The sequence below is a fragment of the Indolivaga alginatilytica genome (genome assembly GCF_003201355.1).
Lineage (GTDB): Bacteria > Bacteroidota > Bacteroidia > Bacteroidales > Dysgonomonadaceae > Dysgonomonas_A > Dysgonomonas_A alginatilytica.
The window spans coordinates 98028-120478 of sequence record NZ_QICL01000014.1; the positions used below are offsets into that span (position 1 = coordinate 98028).

Below are 22451 nucleotides of genomic sequence, written 5' to 3' on the forward strand. Positions count from 1 at the left end.
ATTAATTGATTATGAAAAAGGTAAGTTTACTTTTGTGTTTAGCTCTTGCTGGCATAAGTGCTACTGCTCAAGAGAGCGGAGTTAGTGCTGAGGCAGGAAGAAAAGCAACTTTCACTCGTAACGGATTCTGGGATAACTGGTTTGTCGGTGCAGGTGCAGGTGCTAGTGTTTATTTTGGTCCAAGCGATCAACATGCAGATTTTCTAGATCGTATGACTGTTAATCCTTCGGTTTTCGTAGGGAAATGGTTCAACCCATACTTAGGAGTACGTTTCCGTGGTCAAGGTGGAAAAATCCATACTTTCAGTGGAAATCAAGGTCAAAACATGTATAGCATGACTCATGTTAATGCTACTGTGGATTTCATGTTCAACGTAACAAACTACTTAGGTAAATACAATGAGAATCGTTTTTATAACTTTATTCCTACTGTAGGTGTTGGTTATGATCATCGTTTTGAAAACAAATTCAAACACCGTGGGTTCAATGGTCCTACATTCAATGCAAGTTTATTGAATACATTCAGAATTACAGATAAATTATCGGCATTTGCTGAAGTTGGTGGATTCATTGTAGAAAGAAGATTTGATAGAGGTCCTCAAGGTAAAACTCATTGGAATGGAATCGCTACAGGTACTGCAGGTCTTATCCTGAAAGTTGGTAAAGTTGGATTCGAAGAAGCTGTTCTTATGGACACAGATTTACTTAATGACTTGAACGGACAAATCAACAAGTTGAGAAGAGAAAATGATGATTTGAGAAATCGCAAACCAAATTGTCCTCCAGCTGTTGTATGTCCTGAGGCTCCAGTCCAAGTTGCAGCTCCGGATACTTACATTCCTAATGTGGTATTCTTCCGTTTAAATAGCGCTAACATTGATAACAATCAAGAAGTTAGTATCTATAACACAGCTCAATTCTTGAAATCTAACCCAGATGCTAAGATTAAGATCATTGGTTATGCTGACAAATTAACAGGTACAGCAGAATACAATCTTAAACTATCTGAAAGACGTGCAAGAAACGTTGCTAAAGTTCTTACTGATAAATACAAAATCAGTAGCGACCGCATCAAAATTGAATGGAAAGGTTCTTCTGAGCAACCATACAAAGAAAATGCATGGAACCGTGTTGCTATCTTCTTCGCTCAATAATATTAGCGTAGAATATAAAATAAAAAGAAGCTATCTTAGGATGGCTTCTTTTTTTTATCTCATTATTGTGAATAGAAAAGATAACTATTTTTTATCCACGATATATTAGCAGAGATGATATCTGAAAAAAAGAAAACCGAGCAATGATAATTTTTGCCCGGTTTCCAATATTAGTTCAGTTAATGAATTTATTTTTCAGCTACTAAAGCAGTGTTATTGCTGTTAATAGAAGTCATATTCAATACTATCAGATATTTCTTATATTGCTCTGCAGACAATACATTTTTTGTATTTGCTAAGTTAAAAGCCAGAGCTTTTCTTACTTCTTTTTCTGAATCTGCACCACTGCGAGAAGCCTTTTCCATTTTTTGAGAAGATAATTCGAATATTTCTTTCAAATATCTTTGTTGTTCATAATCTGCTCCCAAATAGTTAACAAGTCCGCTAAATTTTTCTTTTTCATTTAATTTTGAAAGAAATGCATAGTTGCCATCTGCAGCGAAAGAAATAGAACTTAATGAAAAAAGAGCAACTGCTAAAATAAATAAACGTTTCATAACCTAAAAATTTTAAATAAAACAATCTTTTGATGACCGTAATTGTAACCTAACCTAAATAAAAAAAGACAGAACACACCTATGTTTTTAATTCATGGTATATTCTGTCTGTAGATTTATGATACAAATATAGCACATTTTTTTAGATAAAACAAATTAAATAAGACTTCTGTGATATTTTAATATTGAAAATCTCGATAAGGTATCATTCTGATTTATATCTGGACGTTTCTTCATAGTTATTTAATAATTATGTCATATTTTGGAAGCGATTTATTGTTTTGTCTTTTTTTATTAACATTTACGTAATACGTGAAGTGTCTTTTTTCTATTCTTTTCGAGTTAAATATGACGTTTTAATATTAAATAAAAAATAATATATCATAACTCAATATTTGCGTGTCTCTAAAAAACAAACTATCTTTATCGCACTTATCTTTCAAATTAAAAACAGAATAATATCTTACTAGATGAAAACAGAACAAACCTTATCTGAATTAAAGCGTCGATTTCCGAATGAACCAGAGTACCATCAAGCAGTACATGAAGTTCTGGAATCCATTGAAGAAGTATATAATCAGCACCCTGAATTTGAAAAAGCGAATCTTATTGAAAGACTTTGTATTCCGGAGCGTATTTTTTCTTTCCGTGTAACATGGGTAGACGATAAAGGAAAGGTACATGTTAATATGGGATATCGAGTACAACATAGTAATGCAATAGGACCGTATAAAGGAGGGATACGTTTTCACTCATCGGTAAACCTATCTATCCTTAAGTTCTTGGCATTTGAACAAACCTTTAAAAACTCATTGACAACTTTACCTATGGGTGGTGGAAAAGGTGGTTCGGATTTTAATCCTAAAGGGAAATCGAATGCAGAGATCATGAGATTCTGCCAGGCATTTGTTACGGAACTTTGGAATCATATTGGTCCAGATACGGATGTGCCTGCCGGGGATATTGGTGTCGGTGGACGTGAAGTCGGTTTTATGTTTGGTATGTATAAAAAATTGGCTCGTGAATTTACAGGAACTTTCACGGGTAAAGGCTTGACTTTTGGAGGATCATTGATTCGTCCTGAAGCAACAGGATATGGAAATGTGTATTTTCTACTGGAAATGTTGAAGACTCGCAATATAGATATTAAAGGTAAAAAGTGTCTGGTATCGGGTTCCGGTAATGTGGCTCAGTATACTTGTGAGAAACTGATCGAACTGGGAGCTATCCCAATGACCCTTTCAGATTCTGATGGCTATATCTACGATCCGGAAGGTATCACTCTTGAGAAATTGGAGTATGTGAAAGAACTTAAAGATCTTTATCGAGGACGTATTAAAGAATACGCTGAAAAATATAACTGTAAATTTGTTGCCGGTGGACGTCCTTGGAATGAAGTGGCTGACATTGCATTACCTTCTGCAACTCAGAATGAGTTGAACGGTGATGATGCCAGAGCTCTTACCGCTAATGGTGTTATTGCAGTGTCGGAAGGTGCTAATATGCCATCGACTCCTGAGGCTGTAAATGTATTTTTGGATGCGAAAATATTGTATGCCCCGGGTAAAGCGGCTAATGCAGGCGGAGTATCAGTATCGGGCTTGGAGATGTCTCAAAATTCAGGACGTTTAAGTTGGTCTATCGAGGAAGTTGACGAGAGATTGAAAGTAATCATGTCTGATATTCATGAGAACTGTTCTAAATATGGAAAAGATGCTGATGGTTTTGTGAATTATGTAAAAGGTGCAAATATTGCAGGCTTTATGAAAGTGGCAAGAGCAATGATGGCACAAGGTATAATATAATATATTAGTCAGCGATTTATAAAAAATAAGAGCCGCTTTTAAGTGGCTCTATTTTTTTAGTTAACTTTCAAGTAAGGAGATGTTATCGTTGTGGTGGCGAACGGATGTGTTCGCTTAAATATAGGGCAGATATATAGGTCTGCCCCTACTTTAATACAACACCGTATTTTTTCTTTCCGTTTATTTTTATGACCAAAGGATTTGAGAATCTTACGTGCCGAATTGCATCCGATTCATATAGTGCAGGCAAACTGTTAAGGTAGGGTTCATCAAAAGTACCTTCATTCTCCAAATAAGAATTGATAGTGAAATATCCTACGCCGAAAGATGTCAGGTTCTGAAAGAAGTGTGTCCCTTGACTGGGTTCTATCCGATAGTTTTCGAGTCCCGATTCAACCAGTAGTCTTGCATTGCTTATATGAGGCCATTTTACAGGGATTCCCAGCCACGAATCGCTACTTCCCCACCTTCCGGGTCCTACCAGAATATAACCTCTGTCTTCTTCCGTAAATTGCTTATTCAATTTTTCTATTTCATAGGCTAATAGCTGGTTATTGGAGGCATTAAAATTTTCGGTTTTAACGTATATGATATCATATACATCGTCTGTAATACCATTACCTAAAGCATTATTTGACGTTAGAATGGTATCCTCTACAGCTATTTTGGTAAGATCTTCATTTAAGGCTTCTTTATTCTGAACAATAGGTCTGATCTGAAGCAGATAAAATGTTGCTTCATCTTTATTTTTCAGATTAACGGCGAATTCGATTTCTACTGCCCGCCCCATTTCGAATTGAGTTATCGCCAATACTTTTTGAAGTACACTTGCTAACGGGAACAACTCATGTTGAAGTATGTTTGCAAAAGATATAATTTTACGCCCACCCTCATAAAAACCTTCATATATAGTTTGATCGATAGGATCGAATGTCGAGACAATGAAACGCAAGGAGTCATCAGTTACAGCATCATTTACATTTAACTTCAATAAATTGAAACCGTCATTGATTGAAAATTCCTGTGTGATATCTTCCATATCAAGAGCATAGAACTGTCTTTGAGTCTCTCTCAATGCAAAATCAACAGAACTTAATTGTAAGATATTATGGGGGTGATAGGGTGAAAATCGTAATGTAGTTCCACCATCTACTATATATTTTCCAAGCCCTAATGCTATGTTGGCTATACCTTCTTCGGCTTTTTCATGTCCGATAGGGTAAAAGTTGAGTGAGCGTGTTACACCCGACATGGTAGGGTAGAATCGGTTTCCATATCTGCTTCCCACAACTTCCTGTAAAACTATTCCCATTTTTTCCTGATCTATGACATTCTGAGTTGCTGTCATATAGGCTTTGCTGTCAGCATAAAATACCGAAGCGTACACCGATTTTACAGCAGCTTTTACCAGTTGTACCATTTTTTGCTTGTCTTCCAAAGCCGGAACCATATAGGTTGAATATATACCTGCAAAGGGTTGATAATAGGAGTCTTCCAGTAAACTCGATGAACGTATGGCTAAAGGTGACTTAACCGCTTCGAAGAAAGTAAGGAAATCATCATCCAGACTTTCCGGTAAATCGGCCTCTAAGAAATGTTGAAGAATTTCTTCATCACTTTTATCTGATAATGCGATTGTATAGAGATTGTTAGACTCCATGAAATCATCAAAGATATCCGTACATAATACTACTGTTTTGGGGAGTAATACAGGGAAATTAGGATTCTCATTCAGTTCGAAGTTTGTTTTTACAATGTTCCCAAGAAATGCAAGGCCTCTTCCTTTCCCTCCCAATGATCCGTTGCCGATACGTGCAAAATTAGAGAATTCATCGAAACGGTCTTTTTCGAATACGGCAATTACGCCCGAGTTCTTCATCCTTCGGTATTCGACTATCGTATCATAAATAATTTTTCGGGCTTCCTCTATATTGGTGAGATCATTAAAGTCGATTTTTTTCAGAGTTTCAGCAATAGGAAACATCGCTCTGGAATAGAGAAACCTGGAGAAATGATTATGAGACATATGATAAATTAAAGATTTATCAGGTATCGTTAATATTGATTTCTGTAGATCTTTTAAATTTTTTATGCGGACAATCTCTTCTTTTGTATCAGGGTCTATTATGATAAAATCACCAAAACCAAACTGCTCAATAATTTGTGTTCTCAGATCCAAAGGATAGCTTTTCGAGTTCTTATCGATAAAGCTGCACGAAAGCTCATCGGCATATACTTTGTTACTTACTTCTGACGAATTGAATATGATGGGCAGAAACCGGTCTTGAGTCTTTATCCATTTAGCAAGGTTATAGCCTGCCAGTTTTTCCTTAAAACCTCCGTGCATGTAACTCATATCTGTAACGATACCCAGAATATTGTCTTTATATTGAGTGTATATAACGGCAGCTTCTTCATAACTACGTGCTAAGAGTATTTTAGGTCTGCCTCGCATTCGGAGCATTTTTTGATGTTCGTTTAAGGCTTCCTTTGAGAACTCGCGGGACTCCTTAAGTACGATCTTAAATAATGCGGATAATGCCGAAGAATAAAACCGTATAGAATCCTCAACCAATAATATAATTTGCACACCTACCATTTGGGTATCGTGTTCAACATTCATCGAATCTTCTATCAGTTTAATGATTGCCAGCAGCAGGTTAGAATTTCCCAGCCAACTGAAAACATAATCGGCAAAAGTAAGGTCTTCGGTCGAAAAACGTTTGGATACTTCTTTAGAGAAGGCAGTCATTACCACTAGAGGAATTTCAGAATACAACCTTTTGATTTCTCTTGCTGTTGCGAACATATCGGAATCATCCATGTTCGGCATGTAAATTACCAGTTCGTAATGATTGTCTCTGAGATGATTAAATGCATCCTCTGCTGTTGATACCTGAGTAAATCGGGGAGGGTAGCGTAGGTTCAGAGACGTGTATTCATCAAATATCTGCTCATCAACACGTCCGTCTTCTTCCAATATAAAGATGTCGTATTTGGTTGCTATAAGTAGTATATTGTAGATACGCTTATTCATCAGGCTGGCAAATGAAGTATCTTTAAATTGAAATCGTTTTATATCTGATATATTCTGCATATATTTATAAGAGCTCTAATGAATTGTATATTTACTTAAAGTTTAAAAATAGGAATAATAATTTGGCTTGGAAAATGAGTGATGAAAAACTTCTACAATAAGATGACATTAGTTACAAAAAGGTATCACGAAAGTTACAAAGGTGACTAATTAATGTAACTTTTCTTGTTTTATTAAAGTGCTGTAAGTTAGTGCTTAATTGTTGAAAAGGTTACAAAAGTAACAAAAGTGACACTTTTTGTATGGTTTTTCTTTTCTACCTTTAAATAACAATGCTCTGCCCTTTGTAGATAGATAAAATAATTCAAAGGATTGATTGTATGGGCGTATGTGTACGCCTGATATGCAAATAAGAGTGAAAGATTTTTTTACCCTTACAAAAAAAGATTATGGAACAGAAAAAAATAAAATTAAGTGTACTGGATCAGTCACCTATCAATAAGAATAAAACAGCCTCGGAGGCTTTGATTGAAACAACTCAACTGGCTGAACTTACCGATCGGTTGGGGTATACCCGCTTTTGGGTGTCGGAACATCACAATGCCGAAAGTCTGGTGGGAACTTCGCCCGAAATACTGATTGCTCATTTGGCTAACCATACCAAGAATATACGTTTGGGATCGGGAGGTATTATGCTTCCTAACCACAGTGCATTAAAGATGTCCGAAAATTTCAGGCTCCTTGAAGCATTATATCCTAATCGTATCGATATGGGTATAGGTCGGGCACCCGGTACGGACCGATTGACAGCATCGTTACTCAACCCTAACAATCGTTTCGATGAGCAGGATTTTATACAGCAACTTTATCATCTTGATAATTTCTTTCATGATGCCGATAAAAAAGATACTATCTATAGTAAAGTAAAAGCATACCCTTCAATTCCGACAGTGCCTCACCGTTGGTTGTTAACTTCGAGTGGAGAGAGTGGGGCGATTGCTGCTCATTTTGGTATGGGCTTATCTTATGCACAGTTTATAAATCCGCACTTGGGAGCAAATGTTATAAGAGAATATCGGAAAAACTTCAAACCCTCGGAGGACTTGAAAGCTCCACAAGCTAACGTCGCTATATTCGCATTTTGTAACGAGGATGAAGAGGTCGTAAGAAAACAGCAGGCTGTGATGGATTACCGATTTATTCAATTGGAGCGTGGTGGAGGTCTTGCTCCTGTAGTCTATGAAGATATTAAACATATGCCTTATTCGGAGTTTGAATTACAAAGAATTAAAGTAAACAGAGGCAGGACAATATTTGCGACTCCCGAAATAATGAAAGAGAAGTTAATCGCTTTAGCAGAAGATTATGAGGTGGATGAAATAATGCTTGTAACTTATGCCGAAAAATTCGAAGATAGACTTCATTCCTATGAATTATTAGCAGAAATATTTCAGTTAGGTAATTGATCTTCAATGATAAGTTAGTAATAAATGTTCTATTATAATTTTCTACGCGCAATCGAAGATTGCTTGTGTTCCTTTTGTCTAACGCCACAAAAGGAACCAAAAGGGCAAGTGCTTCGTGGCTCGCCTATCTGACTTAAGCTCGTGGGCTAAACTAAACCTATTGCCTATCGGCACGTTTAGTTTTACACCCACTTTGCTCGTCAGAAACGGCTGCGCCACTGATGCACTAAGGCTGGCGCACGCAATCGAAAATTGTCCGTCAGGCTTCCGACCTTGTCGGTTGCACGGGGTACCCGCAGGGCGAATGAAAGCGTTAAGAAACAAAAAGAAATTGGCGTTAAAAGTAATTTTTTGTTTTAGCTTTCGAGCACGTAGCGGGTCGGGCAAAGAGGTACAGTCTTGATCTTTTGTTTCGTTTTGCATCAAGGCAAAATGAAAAACAAACCCGATAGGGTGCGTTAGAAATAATAGAACATTTACTTTTAACTACAGAAGCAATAAAAAGGTCTGCGACCTTAAAATAATAAATATCCAAGGTTACTTACAACTCAGAGTAATAAAAATTTATATATTTGCATATTGGGTTTCTATGTCCGCTTAAGAATGGAGACTCCCTATAATAAACGAAATATTATTTATTCAAATTCTCTAGAAAAAATGAAAATTGCTATTGTTGGCGTAAGTGGTGCTGTCGGACAAGAATTTTTAAGAGTTCTTGACGAACGCAATTTCCCGTTTGATGAATTAGTCTTGTTTGGTTCCGGTCGTAGTGCAGGAAAAGAATACACCTTCAAGGGTAAGAAGTACACGGTAAAAGAACTGAAGCATAACGATGATTTCAAGGGAATAGATATTGCTTTTGTGTCGGCAGGTGGCAGTGCCTCTGTAGAATTTGCTCCTACGATCACCAAACATGGAACGGTAATGATCGACAATTCCAGTGCCTTCCGTATGGATAATGATGTGCCGTTGGTTGTACCCGAAGTAAATGGCGAGGACGCTAAAGTACGTCCCCGTAATATTATTGCGAATCCTAACTGTACAACAATTCAGTTGGTAGTTGCATTGAAGCCCATTGAGGAACTGTCTCATATCAAACGTGTACATGTTGCTACCTATCAGGCAGCATCGGGTGCAGGAGCTACAGCTATGGACGAACTGGTGAATCAGTTTAAGCAAATCGTACATAATGAGCCCGTTATTGTAGAAAAATTTGTAGCCCAACTGGCATACAATGTAATACCTCAGGTAGATGTATTCACCGAGAACGGTTATACAAAAGAAGAGATGAAAATGTATCACGAAACCCGCAAGATAATGCATTCCGATGTTGAAGTGAGTGCAACCTGCGTACGTGTTCCCGTTGTACGTGCCCACTCCGAAGCTACATGGGTGGAGACCGAAAAGCCTGTTTCTATTGAAGATGCCCGTAAAGCTTTCAGTGAAGGCAACGGCATTATCCTGCAAGATAATCCGGAGAAAAAAGAATATCCGATGCCGCTTCATGTTGCAGGAAAAGACCCTGTATATATCGGTCGCATCCGCAAAGATATCAGCAACCCGAATGGATTGTCATTTTGGTCGGTGAGCGATCAGATCAAAAAAGGTGCGGCTTTAAATGCTGTACAGATAGCTGAATATCTTATCAAAGAAAATGCATTGTAAAGAAGTAGTTACTTTACTATAAAAATAAAGGGTATCTATTAACTTTAGATGCCCTTTATTTATTAAATCTTATAATGGATCAATCTATATAGTATGAAAAAGCTGCAATTCCTCAAACCCTTGCTAAACTTTGTATTTATAGCATTACTGATAACTACTGTTAGTCGCGTTATCCTCTTCTTTATGTATAAAGATCGGGTTGATATAGTCGAAAATTATTGGGAAATATTTCCCATTGGATTAAGAATCGATTTAATTCTTATCTCATATCTATCCTTTATTCCTGCTATTCTTCTATTTTTTCTTCCTGATAAATTAGCTAAATATACAAGCCGGTTTTTGACAATCTATTTTGTACTGTTCTTATTCCTCATCTTCTTTATGGAGATTGTCAGTCCCGATTTTATAGATCAATACGATACACGTCCCAATAAATTATTTCTTGAATATCTCATATACCCCAAAGAGGTAGCTACGATGCTACTTAAAGGGCGTGTTGTGACCGTCATTATAGTCTTGCTGCTTTCGGGTGCTGCCCTCTGGTTTGGTTTCAAAAAAGGAGCTAAGTTATTCATAGTTCGTCCGACAGAATATAAATATAGATTGTTGTTGTTTCCTTTAGCAGGCTTTCTCCTGTTCTGGGGAGCAAGAGGGAGTTTAACCAGTAAAAGACCCATCAATCCCAGTCTTGCAACTTTTTCGAACGATCAGCTAACCAATTGTTTGGCTCTGAATTCGACGTACACACTCTTTTATGCTGCTTACGGCTTAAAAAATGAAGTAGATGCCAGCAAGATGTACGGAAAGATGGATTTGGAAGAAGCCATTGCTTGTGTGAAAAAATATATGAATGTAGACGAGGGTGACTTTACAAACCCCGATTTACCATTGATGCATACGCAAATGCCGGATACTTTATTAAGCAGGCCATACAATCTGGTTATCTTTCTACAGGAAAGTTTGGGTGCCGAATTTGTAGGTGCTTTAGGAGGTATGCCTCTTACACCCGAATTAGATAGGTTGTCAAAAGAGGGATTGTTATTTAGCCGGCTTTATAGTACAGGTACAAGAAGTGTAAGAGGAATAGAGGCTGTTGCTACAGGTTTTTTGCCTTCTCCTTCGGAAAGTGTGGTGAAACTTAGTGGTGCTCAAACAGACTTCTTTACATTGGGAGCTTTGTTAAAACAGGCAGGTTACAATACCAGCTTCATTTATGGAGGAATGGCAAACTTCGATAATATGGGGTCTTTCTTTAATGGAAATGGTTTCGACAATATTATAGATGAATCAGTACTTGATAAAGATGACACTAAATATGCTTTTAAAGGAACATGGGGATATTCGGATGAAGATTTAGTAACAAAGGCAAATGAGTATTTCAAAAGCTTGGGCGATAAACCGTTCTTCTCGTTTATGTTCTCAAGTTCCAATCACGATCCTTTTGAATTTCCTGACGGGCGAATCGAACTCTACGAGCAACCCAAAAATACAGTTCACAATGCAATAAAGTATGCAGATTTCTCAATCGGTAAATTCTTTGAACTGGCTAAGAAAGAAGATTATTTTAAGAATACAGTGTTTATAGTAATTGCCGATCACAATACACGAACCTATGGAAAGAATTTAGTGCCTATCAATAAATTCCGTATTCCTGCTCTGATAATCGGACCTAATGTTCCGCAGGACGTAAAGTATGATAAACTATCGAGCCAGATAGATATACCGCCCACCTTATTAAGCATGATCGGAATGAAAGTAGAGACACCTATGCCGGGGCGTAATATCATTCAGCTCGCAGATAGCATACCCGGACGTGCAATTATGCAGTTTCATGATATCAATGCTTTTAGGGTAGAGGATAGGGTTGTGATTATGCAACCCAATAAAAAGCCTTTACAGTTTGAGGTGAGGAATGATACTACACTCGTTCCCATGGAATTGGATACTGAATTGGCAAAGGATGCACTGGGACATGTTATTGCAGCAGATTATATGTATAAGGAGAAGAAATATCGATTGAAATAACCAACCTATACAAGCAAAAAAGGAGAGTAGTTTCAAACTACTCTCCTTTTCTATATGAATTTGTTGCTCCTTACTTAGTTCTTTTTTTATCAATACCCTTAGCTACATTATCAGGAGTCGTAACGGTTTCCTTTTTCACTCCGCTTCTTTCCAGTAATGCATCTATAGTTGGTTCCTGTCCTCTGAACTTAACGTATAATTCCATCGGGTCTTCAGTGTTTCCTTTCTCCAGAATGTTTTTCCTGAAAGCCTCAGCGGTTTCTTTATTGAAGATACCGTTCTTTTTGAAGGCGGCAAAAGCATCTGCATCTAATACTTCCGACCATTTGTAGCTGTAGTATCCTGCAGCATAACCACCGGAGAAAATATGTCCGAATGAAGCTGACATATTAGTACCGTCTGCTACAGGCAGAAGAGCAGTTTTTATCATTGCATTTTTTTCGAAATCTTTGATGTCACCCTCATAAGGATTTTTGAGTGTGTGCCATGCCATATCAAGGTATCCGAATGATAATTGGCGATAACACAAATATCCTGCATTGAAATTAGAAGCATCGATCAGTTTGTTTACTAATGCAGCAGGTATGGGATCACCTGTTTTATAATGTACGGCAAATCTGTCGAGGTATTCTTTTTGAGTCAGCCAGTTTTCCATTACCTGTGAAGGCAATTCAACGAAATCGCGGGCAACATTGGTTCCCGATAAAGTTTCGTATGTACATTCGGTAAGCATGCCATGTAAACCATGTCCAAATTCGTGTAAGAATGTTTCAACCTCATCAAATGTTAATAAAGCAGGATCGTTTTCTGTCGGGCGGGTAAAGTTCATTACCAACGATACATGAGGGCGCGAATCTACACCATCGCGTTTGTATTGACCTTTGTACTCGGTCATCCAGGCACCTTGGCGTTTACTTTCACGAGGGTGAAAATCGGTATAGAGAACAGCAATATACTTGCCGTTAGCATCAAATACTTCAAAAGCTTCCACTTCGGGATTATATACGGGAATGTCTGTGTTTTTCTTGAAAGTCACACCATATAAATCTGTAGCCAAACCGAAAACGCCTTTCTTTACGTTTTCCAGTTCGAAGTACGGGCGTACCATTTCATCATTCAGATCATACTTTTCAGTCTGTAGTTTTTCCGAATAATAAGCCCAGTCCCAAGGTTGTAAATTAACTTGCTTTCCTTCCAGCTTAGAAGCATATACTTGAACATCTGCTACATCCGCTTTGGCTTTTTCTGCAAAAGCAGTATATAAATTATCTAAAAGATTGAATACTCCTTTTTCGTTTTTAGCCATTTTATTTTTCAACGAGAAAGCCGCATAGTCGGGATAACCTAGAAGTTGAGCTATCTTGAGACGAAGGTTCGCTATTTTTCGAACATTCTCCTGATTATCGAATTCACCGCCTGCAACACATTTGGTGCTGAATGCAAGATATAATTTCTCTCTCAAATCACGGCGATCCGAGTATTTCATGAAAGCGATATAGCTTGGCCCCGAAAGATCAAACATCCAGCCTTCTTTGTTTTTTTGTTTCGCTTTAGCCTTTGCAGCATCACGTACACTTTGAGGAAGACCTGCCAAATCGGCTTCGTCGGTAATCAGCATTTCGAACTTATTACTTTCCTTCAATGCATTTTGACCGAAATCGAGTGTAACCTTACTCAATTCTGTAGATAATGTACGGTATATCTCCTTATCTGTGGCTGATAGAGTAACCCCTCTGTTTTCGAATCCTTCATATATCTTTTCAGTCAGGCGTATTTGTTCAGGCGTAAGACCCGAGTCGTTACGTTTGTCGTATACGGCTTTCACGCGGGCAAAAAGATTTTCGTTCAGACTGATGTTGTTGCTGTGCTCTGATAACTTAGGTGATAATCTCTGAGAAATTTCCATCATCTCGTCATCGCTTTCGGAGCTTAGCAGATTAAAAAATACCGAACCGACATCCGATAACAATTTTCCTGATTTTTCATAGGCTTCAATTGTATTTGCAAATGTAGGGAGTTCAGGGTTGTTAATTATTTGATCAATCTCTACCTCCTGTTCTTTTATACCTTTTTCGAATGCAGGTTCATAATGCTCATTTTTGATTTTATCAAAAGGAGTTGTACCGTGAGGTGTTTTATATTCAGAAAAAAACGGATTTTGAGAATTAATATTAGCTGTCATAATTGCTATAAATAAAATTAAAATAAAGGGTTTTCTCATATACATGTACTATCAAGTTAGTAAATCTTTTGTTAATAAACATTCAAAAAGTAAGTAAAGTTCTTCTTTTTTCTTTGTAACTGCAAATTAATGTTCAGATTAACTAAGGCTATACTTGAAAATAAACAATAATAAAGTTACTTTTGCATAACTGGGTATGGTGTGCATTGTCTTAATTTATTTAAAATAATTATTACATTACTTCATTACCAGATTCAGCTGTATTGGTTTATCGGTCCGATACTGAACAGATTTAGATAGAAACTTCAAATTACTGCACTTACATTATGATTGATTATATAAAAGGAAATATTGCCGAATTAACCCCGGCTTCGACTACAATAGACATTAACGGAATAGGATACTTCATCAGTATCTCTTTGAATACTTACTCGGCTTTGGAAAATAAACCAAATGCAAAACTCTTTATCTATGAGTCTATTCGCGAAGATGCACACCAATTATTCGGTTTTATAAACAAGCGCGAACGTGAATTGTTCATGCATCTGATTAGTGTTTCGGGTATTGGTGCCAGTACCGCCCGTATGATTCTGTCTTCGATGAATCCTAATGAGTTGGAGATAGTGATATCTTCCGGTAATGCCGATATGCTTAAAACGGTAAAAGGTATCGGTCTGAAAACTGCCCAACGTGTTATTGTCGATTTGAAAGATAAGATAAAAGTGTCGGGAGATATCGGACAAGGAGATATAGTAATCAATAACGAAACAGCTAACGAAGCTATAGCTGCTTTAGTGATGCTGGGATTTAATCAGGCTCCATCTCAGAAAGTAGTTTCGAAACTAATGAAAGACAAGCCCGATAGTACAATAGAGCAAGTGATAAAAGCTGCGTTGAAACTACTGTAAAACTATCGCGGATCAAAGGTTAAAGCCATATTAGTTGAAGAAGAAATTTAAATATTTTATTTTCTTATCACTGTTTATTTGTGGTATAAGTTTATTCTCCGGGACTTCCGGGCGAATGGATACTACTATACCGGAGATCAGTAGTGATATAGCTTTGCCCGAAGATACAGGAGCCATTTATCCGGTACGTAAAACACAAATTACCAATTATGAAGATCTGATACAAAAAACACCTGTAGACCTACGCGACCCCTCTAATATAAAGACCGAAGTAGAATTTGATGTGAGGAATAATATTTACTTGTTCCGAACCAAAATGGATGAGGGCGAATGGGTCACACCTTTTACCTTGAATCCTCAGCAATATATGGATTATTCGTTGAAGGAATCTATGACTCAATACTTCAAAGTGAAGAATTCGGAAGCGTTTGATCAGAAGGATAAGAAAGAAGAATTTTCGCTGAAAGATATTAAGGTTAATCTGGGGTCACTGGAGCGTGTATTCGGTCCGGGAGGAGTTCAGTTGAAAACCCAAGGGTATACCGAAGTCTCGGCAGGGATAAAGCACACTTCGACCGAAAATCCTACTTTGGCATTGAAAAACAGGAGCCGTACCATGTTCGATTTTCAACAGAAGATACAGATGAATGTGGATGCTTCCGTCGGGGATAAGGTGAATTTCGGATTGAACTACGATACGGAAGCCACTTTCGACTTTGACTCCAAGAGAATAAAATTAGCTTATGAAGGTGACGAGGACGAAATTGTTAAATATCTCGGAGCAGGAAATGTTGCTCTAAATACGACTAATTCGCTTATCGGTGGAGGTGCATCCTTATTTGGGATTCGTGCCGATTTACAATTCGGAAAATTAAGAATAAATACGGTTATCTCTCAACAGGAATCGGAAACTCAAACAGTGGGTTCAAAAGGAGGAGTTCAGACGAAACCTTTTGAGTTTACCGCCGACAAGTACGACGAGAATCAGCACTTCTTTTTAACCGAATATTTCAGGGATCATTTTGATGAGGGAATGAGTAAGCTTCCTTTTGTAAAATCGCCTATTCTTATCACAAATATAGAGGTTTGGGTCACCAACAAACGGGGAAATTTTGATAAAGCTCGTAACGTGGTTGCATTCGCCGATTTGGCAGAACACGATAGTATCAATAACCCGAGATGGATAGCGGGATCAATTAAAGTTCCTGACAATAGGTCAAATAACTTGTACAGTACGATTAGGAGTGAATATGCGGAAGCTCGTGACATAAGTAATGTGACCTCTGTCCTGACAGGTCGGGCAGGACTGGTGAGCGGTCAGGATTATGAAAAGCTCGAAAGTGCAAGACCGCTCGATGCTAGCGAATATACTCTTAATACCCAACTGGGGTTTATCTCTCTTAAATCTGCTTTGGCTGATGATGAGGTGCTTGCCGTGGCATTCGATTATATAATGAACGGGCAGAATTATAGAGTCGGGGAGTTTGCCGTCGAAATTCGAAGTAAAGTGGAAGCCGGTGACAGCAAATCGGGGGCTTTGTTTCTAAAGTTGGTGAAGCCGGTAGCTCTATCCCCTCATTCTTTTTCTTGGGATCTGATGATGAAGAACGTTTATCGGTTGGGTGACAGGCAGATTCAGAAAGATAAATTCAGGCTTAATATTACTTACCTGAGTGATACTCTTGGTACTTATATAAATTTTATACCCGAAGGAGCAATCAGAAATAAGTTGCTCTTGAGAGTCATGAATCTGGATCGATTGGATGCACAGGAAAACCAGCATCCGGATGGTATATTTGATTTTCTTGACGGCTTTACCATATATCCCGAAAACGGACGGATCATATTTCCTGTGGTCGAACCTTTCGGCTCTCATCTTCGGAAACAAATAGCCAATGATGCCATTGCCGATAAATTTGTCTATCAACAATTGTATGACTCTACACGTTTTGTTGCGGAGCAGATTGCCGACAGGAACAAATTCAAAATAAGCGGTTCTTACAGAGCATCATCGTCTAACTCGGTCATAAACCTCAATGCGATGAATGTTGCCCGTGGGTCGGTTGTCGTTACTGCCAACGGAGTGCCTTTGATTGAGAATGCCGACTATACGGTCGATTATGCTGCGGGTGAAGTTACTATTCTGAATCAATCGTTGATAGACGCAGGTACGCCGATCAATGTTACGCTCGAAAATCAGGCATTGTTCAGTATGCAGCGAAAAACCCTCTTAGGATTAAATTTAAGTTACGATTTTAGCAAGAATTTTACCGTTGGCGGAACTATTATGCATATGTATGAGAGACCTTTAACAGCCAAAGTAGGTATAGGGGAAGAAGCTATCAAAAATACACTCTGGGGGTTAAATACAGCCTATCGGACACAATCTCAATGGTTGACTAATCTGGTTGATAAACTCCCCTTTGTTACAGCAACGGCTCCTTCTCAGATAGTATTTAACGCCGAATTTGCACATATGATCGGAGGGCACTATCAGAACCAATACTTGCACGGATATTCGTATCTGGATGATTTTGAGGCAGCTAAATCTACTATTTCTTTAAATAATCCATATGCATGGAAGCTGTCTTCTACGCCGTCATTATTTAAAGAATCGACATTAAGTGATAATATTGAATATGGTAATAATCGGGCTCATTTGGCATGGTATACCATCGATAATTTATTTACCCGTAGGAACTCGTCTCTCAGACCTTCCTATCTGATTGATGATTCACTATCTAATCACTTTGTAAGAGAGATTCAGCAGTCGGAAATTTTTCCCGGGCGAGATATGTTAGCCAATGAACCGCCTCTTCTTTCTACACTCAATTTAACTTATTATCCGGAAGAAAGAGGTATGTATAATCTGGATGCCGTTAATATAAGTCCCGAAGGTAGATTGCTAAATCCCCAAACAAGATGGGCGGGTATTACCCGTAAAATAGAAAACCGGGATTTCGAGAGTACCAATATCGAATACATCCAGTTCTGGTTAATGGACCCGTTTGTATATAACGATAGAGATCCGGTCAAGAATGAAGGGGGAGATTTATATTTCAACTTAGGTGATGTATCCGAGGATGTATTAAAAGACGGGCGAAAGTTTTATGAGAATGGATTACCATTGGATGATGATACCACTGCATATGCAAAGACGGTTTGGGGAAAAGTTCCTACCCGTCAGTCTACTGTATATGCTTTTGATATCTCACAGGGAGCAGGTGCAATACAAAAACAAGATGTCGGTTTAAATGGTTTAAGTAAAGCGGAAGAGGCACAATTTGGAACATATGTTAACTATTCAAATACTTTTAGGTCGAACATATTGCCAGAAACGGAAGCTCGTATGCAGCAAGACCCATTCTCTCCCCTGAATGACTTATCGGGTGATAAGTATCACCATTACCGTGGAGCAGACTATGACCGTCAGCAAACAGGAATAATAGACAGGTACAAATACTTCAATGGAACAGAGGGTAATTCTTCGGCAGGAGATTCAGATTCGCAGGGTTTCTCAACGGCAGCAAGCGCCAATCCCGATGTCGAAGATTTGGATCAGGATAATACCATGAACGAAACCGAGAGGTATTTTCAATACAAAGTTTCATTGCGCCCCGAGGATATGCGTATAGGTAAGGATAATTATATATCCGATATTCAGAATGTTTCGGTAAGGCTTCGTAACGGAGATACGACCCGTATTAACTGGTATCAGTTTCAAATACCTATTCGCGATTTCAAAGATACAAAAGGTAATATTAAGGATTTTACCTCTATACGTTTTATGCGTATGTTCCTTACCGACTTCAAACAAACGACTCATTTAAGATTTGGTACTTTAGATTTGGTGCGTGGAGAATGGCGGGTGTACACTCAAACTCTTCAGGATGGAATAAATCAGGGAGAAGGTTCGCTTAATATTGCTGCCGTAAATATCGAAGAGAATAGCGAGAAACAACCTGTAAACTATGTGATACCTCCCGGTGTTACACGTATTCTCGACCCGAGCCAGCCTCAAGTAAGGCAGGAAAATGAGCAGGCATTATCTTTACAGGTTCTGAAATTACAGCCTGAAGATGCTCGGGCAGTATTTAAGAATACAAATTACGATCTTCGCCGTTACAAGCGCCTGCAAATGTTTACACACGCTGAGGAATTGAAGGATGGAGAGAAAATAGGGCAGGGTGAGATCACTGTCTTCTTGCGATTGGGTTCTGACTTTAAGAGTAATTATTACGAATACGAAATTCCTTTGTCGATAACCCCTGCCGGCAGGTATAATTCAAGAAATGATGCTGATCGGGCAACGGTATGGCCTACTGATAATATGTTTGATTTTCCTCTGGAGCTTTTGAAGAATATAAAACTTCAAAGAAACAAGGAGAAAAGACAAGCCGGATCGAAAGTTTCATTCACCGAATTGTATTCGAGTTATGATCCTGATAAAAAAAGCAATAAGATCAGCGTGATTGGTAACCCGAGCTTGTCAGAAATCAATGTAATGATGATCGGTATACGAAATAATTCGACGAAAGTCCAATCCGGCGAAGTATGGGTAAATGAGTTGAGATTGACGGATTATGACGATGAAAATGGATGGGCTGCTCAAGGTAACCTGAGTGTTGCTTTATCCGATTTAGGGACGGTCTCTTTTTCGGGTAGAAAAGAAACTTCGGGATTCGGCTCTATAGACCAGAATCTGATAGAACGCCGTTTAGACGATTTCTATTCATATGATATTTCTGCAAATGTAGACTTGGGCCGGTTTATTCCTGAGAAGGCAAAAGTAAGTATTCCTCTCTATTATTCTTATTCTAATCAGACGATTACCCCAAAATTCGATCCGCTTGATCAGGATGTGACTCTGAAGGAGGCATTAAGTATCGTTGACACTCGGGCGGAAAAGGATTCTATTAAAAGTTTAGCTCAGGATAGAACTTCTACTAAAAATCTGAGTCTGACGAATATGAAGGTAAACATTCAGAGTAAGACCCCTATGCCTTACGATCCGGCAAACTTTACTTTTGGCTATGCTTATAGTCAGACCGAGGTGAAGAATCCCACAACCGTATATGACCTCACTAAGAATTATAAGGCTAGCATGAACTATACTTATTCGCCTGCGGTGAAAACATGGGCGCCCTTTAAGGATATAAAAAGTAAAGCTCCGTTGGCCAAATATCCGAAATCCCTCGGGTTTAACTATCTGCCAAGCAATATATCTTTCAATTCATATATGACACGTTTCTATACCGAAACACTAGTTCGCGATTTAGATGGATATAGCTTAGGTAGCGGTAGCACAAATGATAATTTATTCTTAACATGGAGCCAGAACTTTTATTGGGATCGTGATTTCAGTATGAACTGGGATCCTTTGCGTAATTTAAAAATAAGTGTACAAACAGGAACAAGAGCTGAGATTGAGGAGCCTTATCTGCAAGTAAATAAAAAGCTCAATAGGGATGATTATGAGACATGGCGTGATGATGTTCTCAGAAGTATACGTAATCTGGGTGATCCGTTATCTTACAGACAGGCGGCTAGGGTTACGTATGTCTTACCGTTTAATAATATCCCATTCTTAGACTGGATAAGTTCTTCTGCTAATTACGATAGCAGATACACGTGGGATAGAGGAGCGGTTATAGATTCTATTACAGAAGTAGGTAATACGATTACTAATAGTATGACTTTAAATATCAGTAATAGAATTGATCTGACAACTTTGTATAATAAGTCGCCCTTCTTGAAAAAGGTGAATGATAAGTTTGAAATGAGTCGTCGCCCTCAAAACCAGCAAAGAGAGAGGCGTGCTACTGCGGAAAGCCGTAAAAAGCGTTTTGAGAAGGAGATACGATTAAATCTCGATTCGGCAACACTAGTAAAGCATGGATTGGGAATCAAAAATATTATGCTTACAGCCAGACGTGACGGAAAACTATTCAAAATAAAATATAAGCGTATTGATGAAAATACAATACGGATAATGACGAAAGATACTTCTGAAATCAAGATTAATATTGTTCAAAAAGGAGAATCCGATGAAACGACTTTGTATAAAGTTGCTCAGTATGCAGCTCGGGGACTTATGTCCGTAAGGTCGGTGTCCGTTAATTATTCGACTCGTGAAGAAACAGCTATAGGAGGTTTTAGACCGGGTATAGGGGATGTTTTCGGACAGAAACAAACCGATTTCGGTATGGTTCCCGGTGTTGGTTTTGCCTTTGGGCTTGATGGAGGGGAGGATTATGTAAACAGATCGCTTCGCAACGATTGGCTTGTCCTTAATGAAATGAGCATAAGCCCTGCAGTATATAATTCCATTAAGAAGCTGGATCTGGAAGCCCAGGTAGAGCCCTTAAAAGGATTGAAAATACGATTAAACGCTCTTCATGAGAAAAACGATCGTACTACATTTCAATACGACAGTAAGGCAAATGTCCAGAAGATATATGGAGGAAGTTTTGCTATGACAACAATAGCCTTGGGATCGAGCTTCGAAAGTAGTAATGTAGGAAACAATTATAAGTCGGCTGCATTTGATAAGTTTTTAAAGAACCGGGATGTAATAGTTGAACGGTTTGGGAAAAAATATGCAGGAGTGCATTATCCGGATGTTGGCTTTATTGCTGATGCTAATTTGGGTACTGAACTATTCAATCCTAAAAATGGGGCAATAAATCCAAATTCTGCGGATGTATTGATTCCTGCTTTTCTTGCTGCATATACCGGGAAGAGTGCAGATAATATTGCATTGACAGCATTCCCGACACTATTTTCTATGCTGCCTAACTGGCGAATCAATTATGATGGATTGACAACACTGCCTTGGTTTAGAGACAGGTTTAAGAAATTCATACTATCTCATGCTTATACTGCTCAATATAGTGTAGGCTCATATACTTCTTTCCTGACCTGGATTGACGCAGGTAATAATATGGGATTTATAAAGAGTCTGGATGATGTGGCTATGCCATTGCCAACTTCAGCATATGACATCTCGTCGGTAAATCTTATTGAACAATTTAACCCTCTTTTGGGTGCAGAGGGGACACTGTCTAATAATCTGACTATGAATGTCCGTTATAACTATTCGCGAATGCTGAACTTAAGCATCACATCGTTCCAGCTTGTAGAAACAGTGCAGAAAGATTTAGTATTGGGTGGAGGCTATCGCATCAATGAGTTCAATCGATTGATCGGCCTTCCCCTTAAAAAGGACAGGGAGTTTAATAATGATTTGAATGTTACTGCCGATATTTCGAGAAGAACATCACAGTCGCTTATTCGTAGAATAGATGAAGGGTTTACGGAGGCTACAAGTGGAAATACAATCTTGACTTTGAAGTTATCCGCAGAATATACCTTAAGCAGAGCATTGTTATTACGTGCCTTTTTCGATCGTATTGTAAATTCTCCATTAATATCTTCGGCTTCTTATCCTACAGCTAATACAAATTTTGGAGTTAGTATACGTTTTACTCTTACAGAATAGTAGAGTAACGAGCTGTGTTCTATACTGATAGATTTTTATTATAAATAATAGGCATATTCTATTAAATTTCTTTATTTTTGTCTATGACTTTTAATAAAATAAAAAAAAGGAAATCTTCGTTTTTTTAAGTCAAAATGTTAAACAAAAATAG

Annotated in this window: 10 protein-coding genes; 7 read left to right on the plus strand and 3 right to left on the minus strand. The window is 38.2% G+C overall.

Annotated elements, in window-relative coordinates; translation table 11 throughout:
• The first annotated feature begins 11 nt into the window (after nt 1–11).
• Nucleotides 12–1154: an OmpA family protein gene (locus tag CLV62_RS11940; RefSeq protein ID WP_110311016.1), complete on the plus strand. Its 1143-nt coding sequence runs from the start codon at nt 12–14 to the stop codon at nt 1152–1154.
• Nucleotides 1155–1342: 188 nt separating this feature from the next.
• On the opposite strand, the gene CLV62_RS11945 is transcribed toward CLV62_RS11940, so the two are convergent.
• Nucleotides 1343–1711 carry a hypothetical protein gene (locus tag CLV62_RS11945; protein ID WP_110311017.1) on the minus strand — a complete coding sequence of 123 codons (369 nt, stop codon included), beginning with the start codon at nt 1709–1711 and terminating at the stop codon, nt 1343–1345.
• A 470-nt stretch (nt 1712–2181) separates the two neighbouring features.
• Here CLV62_RS11945 and CLV62_RS11950 point away from each other — a divergent pair, with 470 nt between their 5' ends.
• Nucleotides 2182–3516 carry an NADP-specific glutamate dehydrogenase gene (locus CLV62_RS11950; RefSeq protein WP_110311018.1) on the plus strand — a complete coding sequence of 445 codons (1335 nt, stop codon included), beginning with the start codon at nt 2182–2184 and terminating at the stop codon, nt 3514–3516.
• 145 nt (nt 3517–3661) lie between these two features.
• Here CLV62_RS11950 and CLV62_RS11955 read toward each other — a convergent pair whose 3' ends face one another.
• Nucleotides 3662–6613 carry a PEP/pyruvate-binding domain-containing protein gene (locus CLV62_RS11955; protein ID WP_110311019.1) on the minus strand — a complete coding sequence of 984 codons (2952 nt, stop codon included), beginning with the start codon at nt 6611–6613 and terminating at the stop codon, nt 3662–3664.
• A gap of 389 nt (nt 6614–7002) precedes the next feature.
• On the opposite strand from CLV62_RS11955, the gene CLV62_RS11960 reads away from it, so the two are divergent.
• The 3 genes from CLV62_RS11960 to CLV62_RS11975 all read left to right on the plus strand — a co-directional run bounded on the left by CLV62_RS11960 (nt 7003) and on the right by CLV62_RS11975 (nt 11709).
• Nucleotides 7003–8019: an LLM class flavin-dependent oxidoreductase gene (locus CLV62_RS11960; RefSeq protein ID WP_110311020.1), complete on the plus strand. Its 1017-nt coding sequence runs from the start codon at nt 7003–7005 to the stop codon at nt 8017–8019.
• A 657-nt stretch (nt 8020–8676) separates the two neighbouring features.
• Nucleotides 8677–9684: an aspartate-semialdehyde dehydrogenase gene (locus tag CLV62_RS11970; protein ID WP_110311030.1), complete on the plus strand. Its 1008-nt coding sequence runs from the start codon at nt 8677–8679 to the stop codon at nt 9682–9684.
• A gap of 93 nt (nt 9685–9777) precedes the next feature.
• Nucleotides 9778–11709: an LTA synthase family protein gene (locus CLV62_RS11975; protein WP_110311022.1), complete on the plus strand. Its 1932-nt coding sequence runs from the start codon at nt 9778–9780 to the stop codon at nt 11707–11709.
• Nucleotides 11710–11779: 70 nt separating this feature from the next.
• Here CLV62_RS11975 and CLV62_RS11980 read toward each other — a convergent pair whose 3' ends face one another.
• Nucleotides 11780–13930, minus strand: a complete 2151-nt coding sequence (locus tag CLV62_RS11980) for a M3 family metallopeptidase (RefSeq protein WP_110311031.1) — start codon at nt 13928–13930, stop codon at nt 11780–11782.
• A gap of 287 nt (nt 13931–14217) precedes the next feature.
• On the opposite strand from CLV62_RS11980, the gene ruvA reads away from it, so the two are divergent.
• Nucleotides 14218–14799: a Holliday junction branch migration protein RuvA gene (gene ruvA, locus CLV62_RS11985; RefSeq protein ID WP_110311023.1), complete on the plus strand. Its 582-nt coding sequence runs from the start codon at nt 14218–14220 to the stop codon at nt 14797–14799.
• Nucleotides 14800–14833: 34 nt separating this feature from the next.
• Nucleotides 14834–22300, plus strand: coding sequence for a T9SS outer membrane translocon Sov/SprA (gene sov, locus CLV62_RS11990; protein WP_110311024.1), 7467 nt, complete (start codon nt 14834–14836; stop codon nt 22298–22300).
• Nucleotides 22301–22451: the final 151 nt, after the last annotated feature.

Excerpts from the sequence above, each read along its gene's own strand:
- CLV62_RS11955 (WP_110311019.1), bottom strand. The coding sequence starts at position 6,613 with ATGCAGAATATATCAGATATAAAACGATTTCAATTTAAAGATACTTCA.
- CLV62_RS11950 (WP_110311018.1), top strand. The coding sequence starts at position 2,182 with ATGAAAACAGAACAAACCTTATCTGAATTAAAGCGTCGATTTCCGAAT.
- CLV62_RS11975 (WP_110311022.1), top strand. The coding sequence starts at position 9,778 with ATGAAAAAGCTGCAATTCCTCAAACCCTTGCTAAACTTTGTATTTATA.
- CLV62_RS11970 (WP_110311030.1), top strand. The coding sequence starts at position 8,677 with ATGAAAATTGCTATTGTTGGCGTAAGTGGTGCTGTCGGACAAGAATTT.
- CLV62_RS11940 (WP_110311016.1), top strand. The coding sequence starts at position 12 with ATGAAAAAGGTAAGTTTACTTTTGTGTTTAGCTCTTGCTGGCATAAGT.
- CLV62_RS11945 (WP_110311017.1), bottom strand. The coding sequence starts at position 1,711 with ATGAAACGTTTATTTATTTTAGCAGTTGCTCTTTTTTCATTAAGTTCT.
- CLV62_RS11980 (WP_110311031.1), bottom strand. The coding sequence starts at position 13,930 with ATGAGAAAACCCTTTATTTTAATTTTATTTATAGCAATTATGACAGCT.
- CLV62_RS11960 (WP_110311020.1), top strand. The coding sequence starts at position 7,003 with ATGGAACAGAAAAAAATAAAATTAAGTGTACTGGATCAGTCACCTATC.
- ruvA (WP_110311023.1), top strand. The coding sequence starts at position 14,218 with ATGATTGATTATATAAAAGGAAATATTGCCGAATTAACCCCGGCTTCG.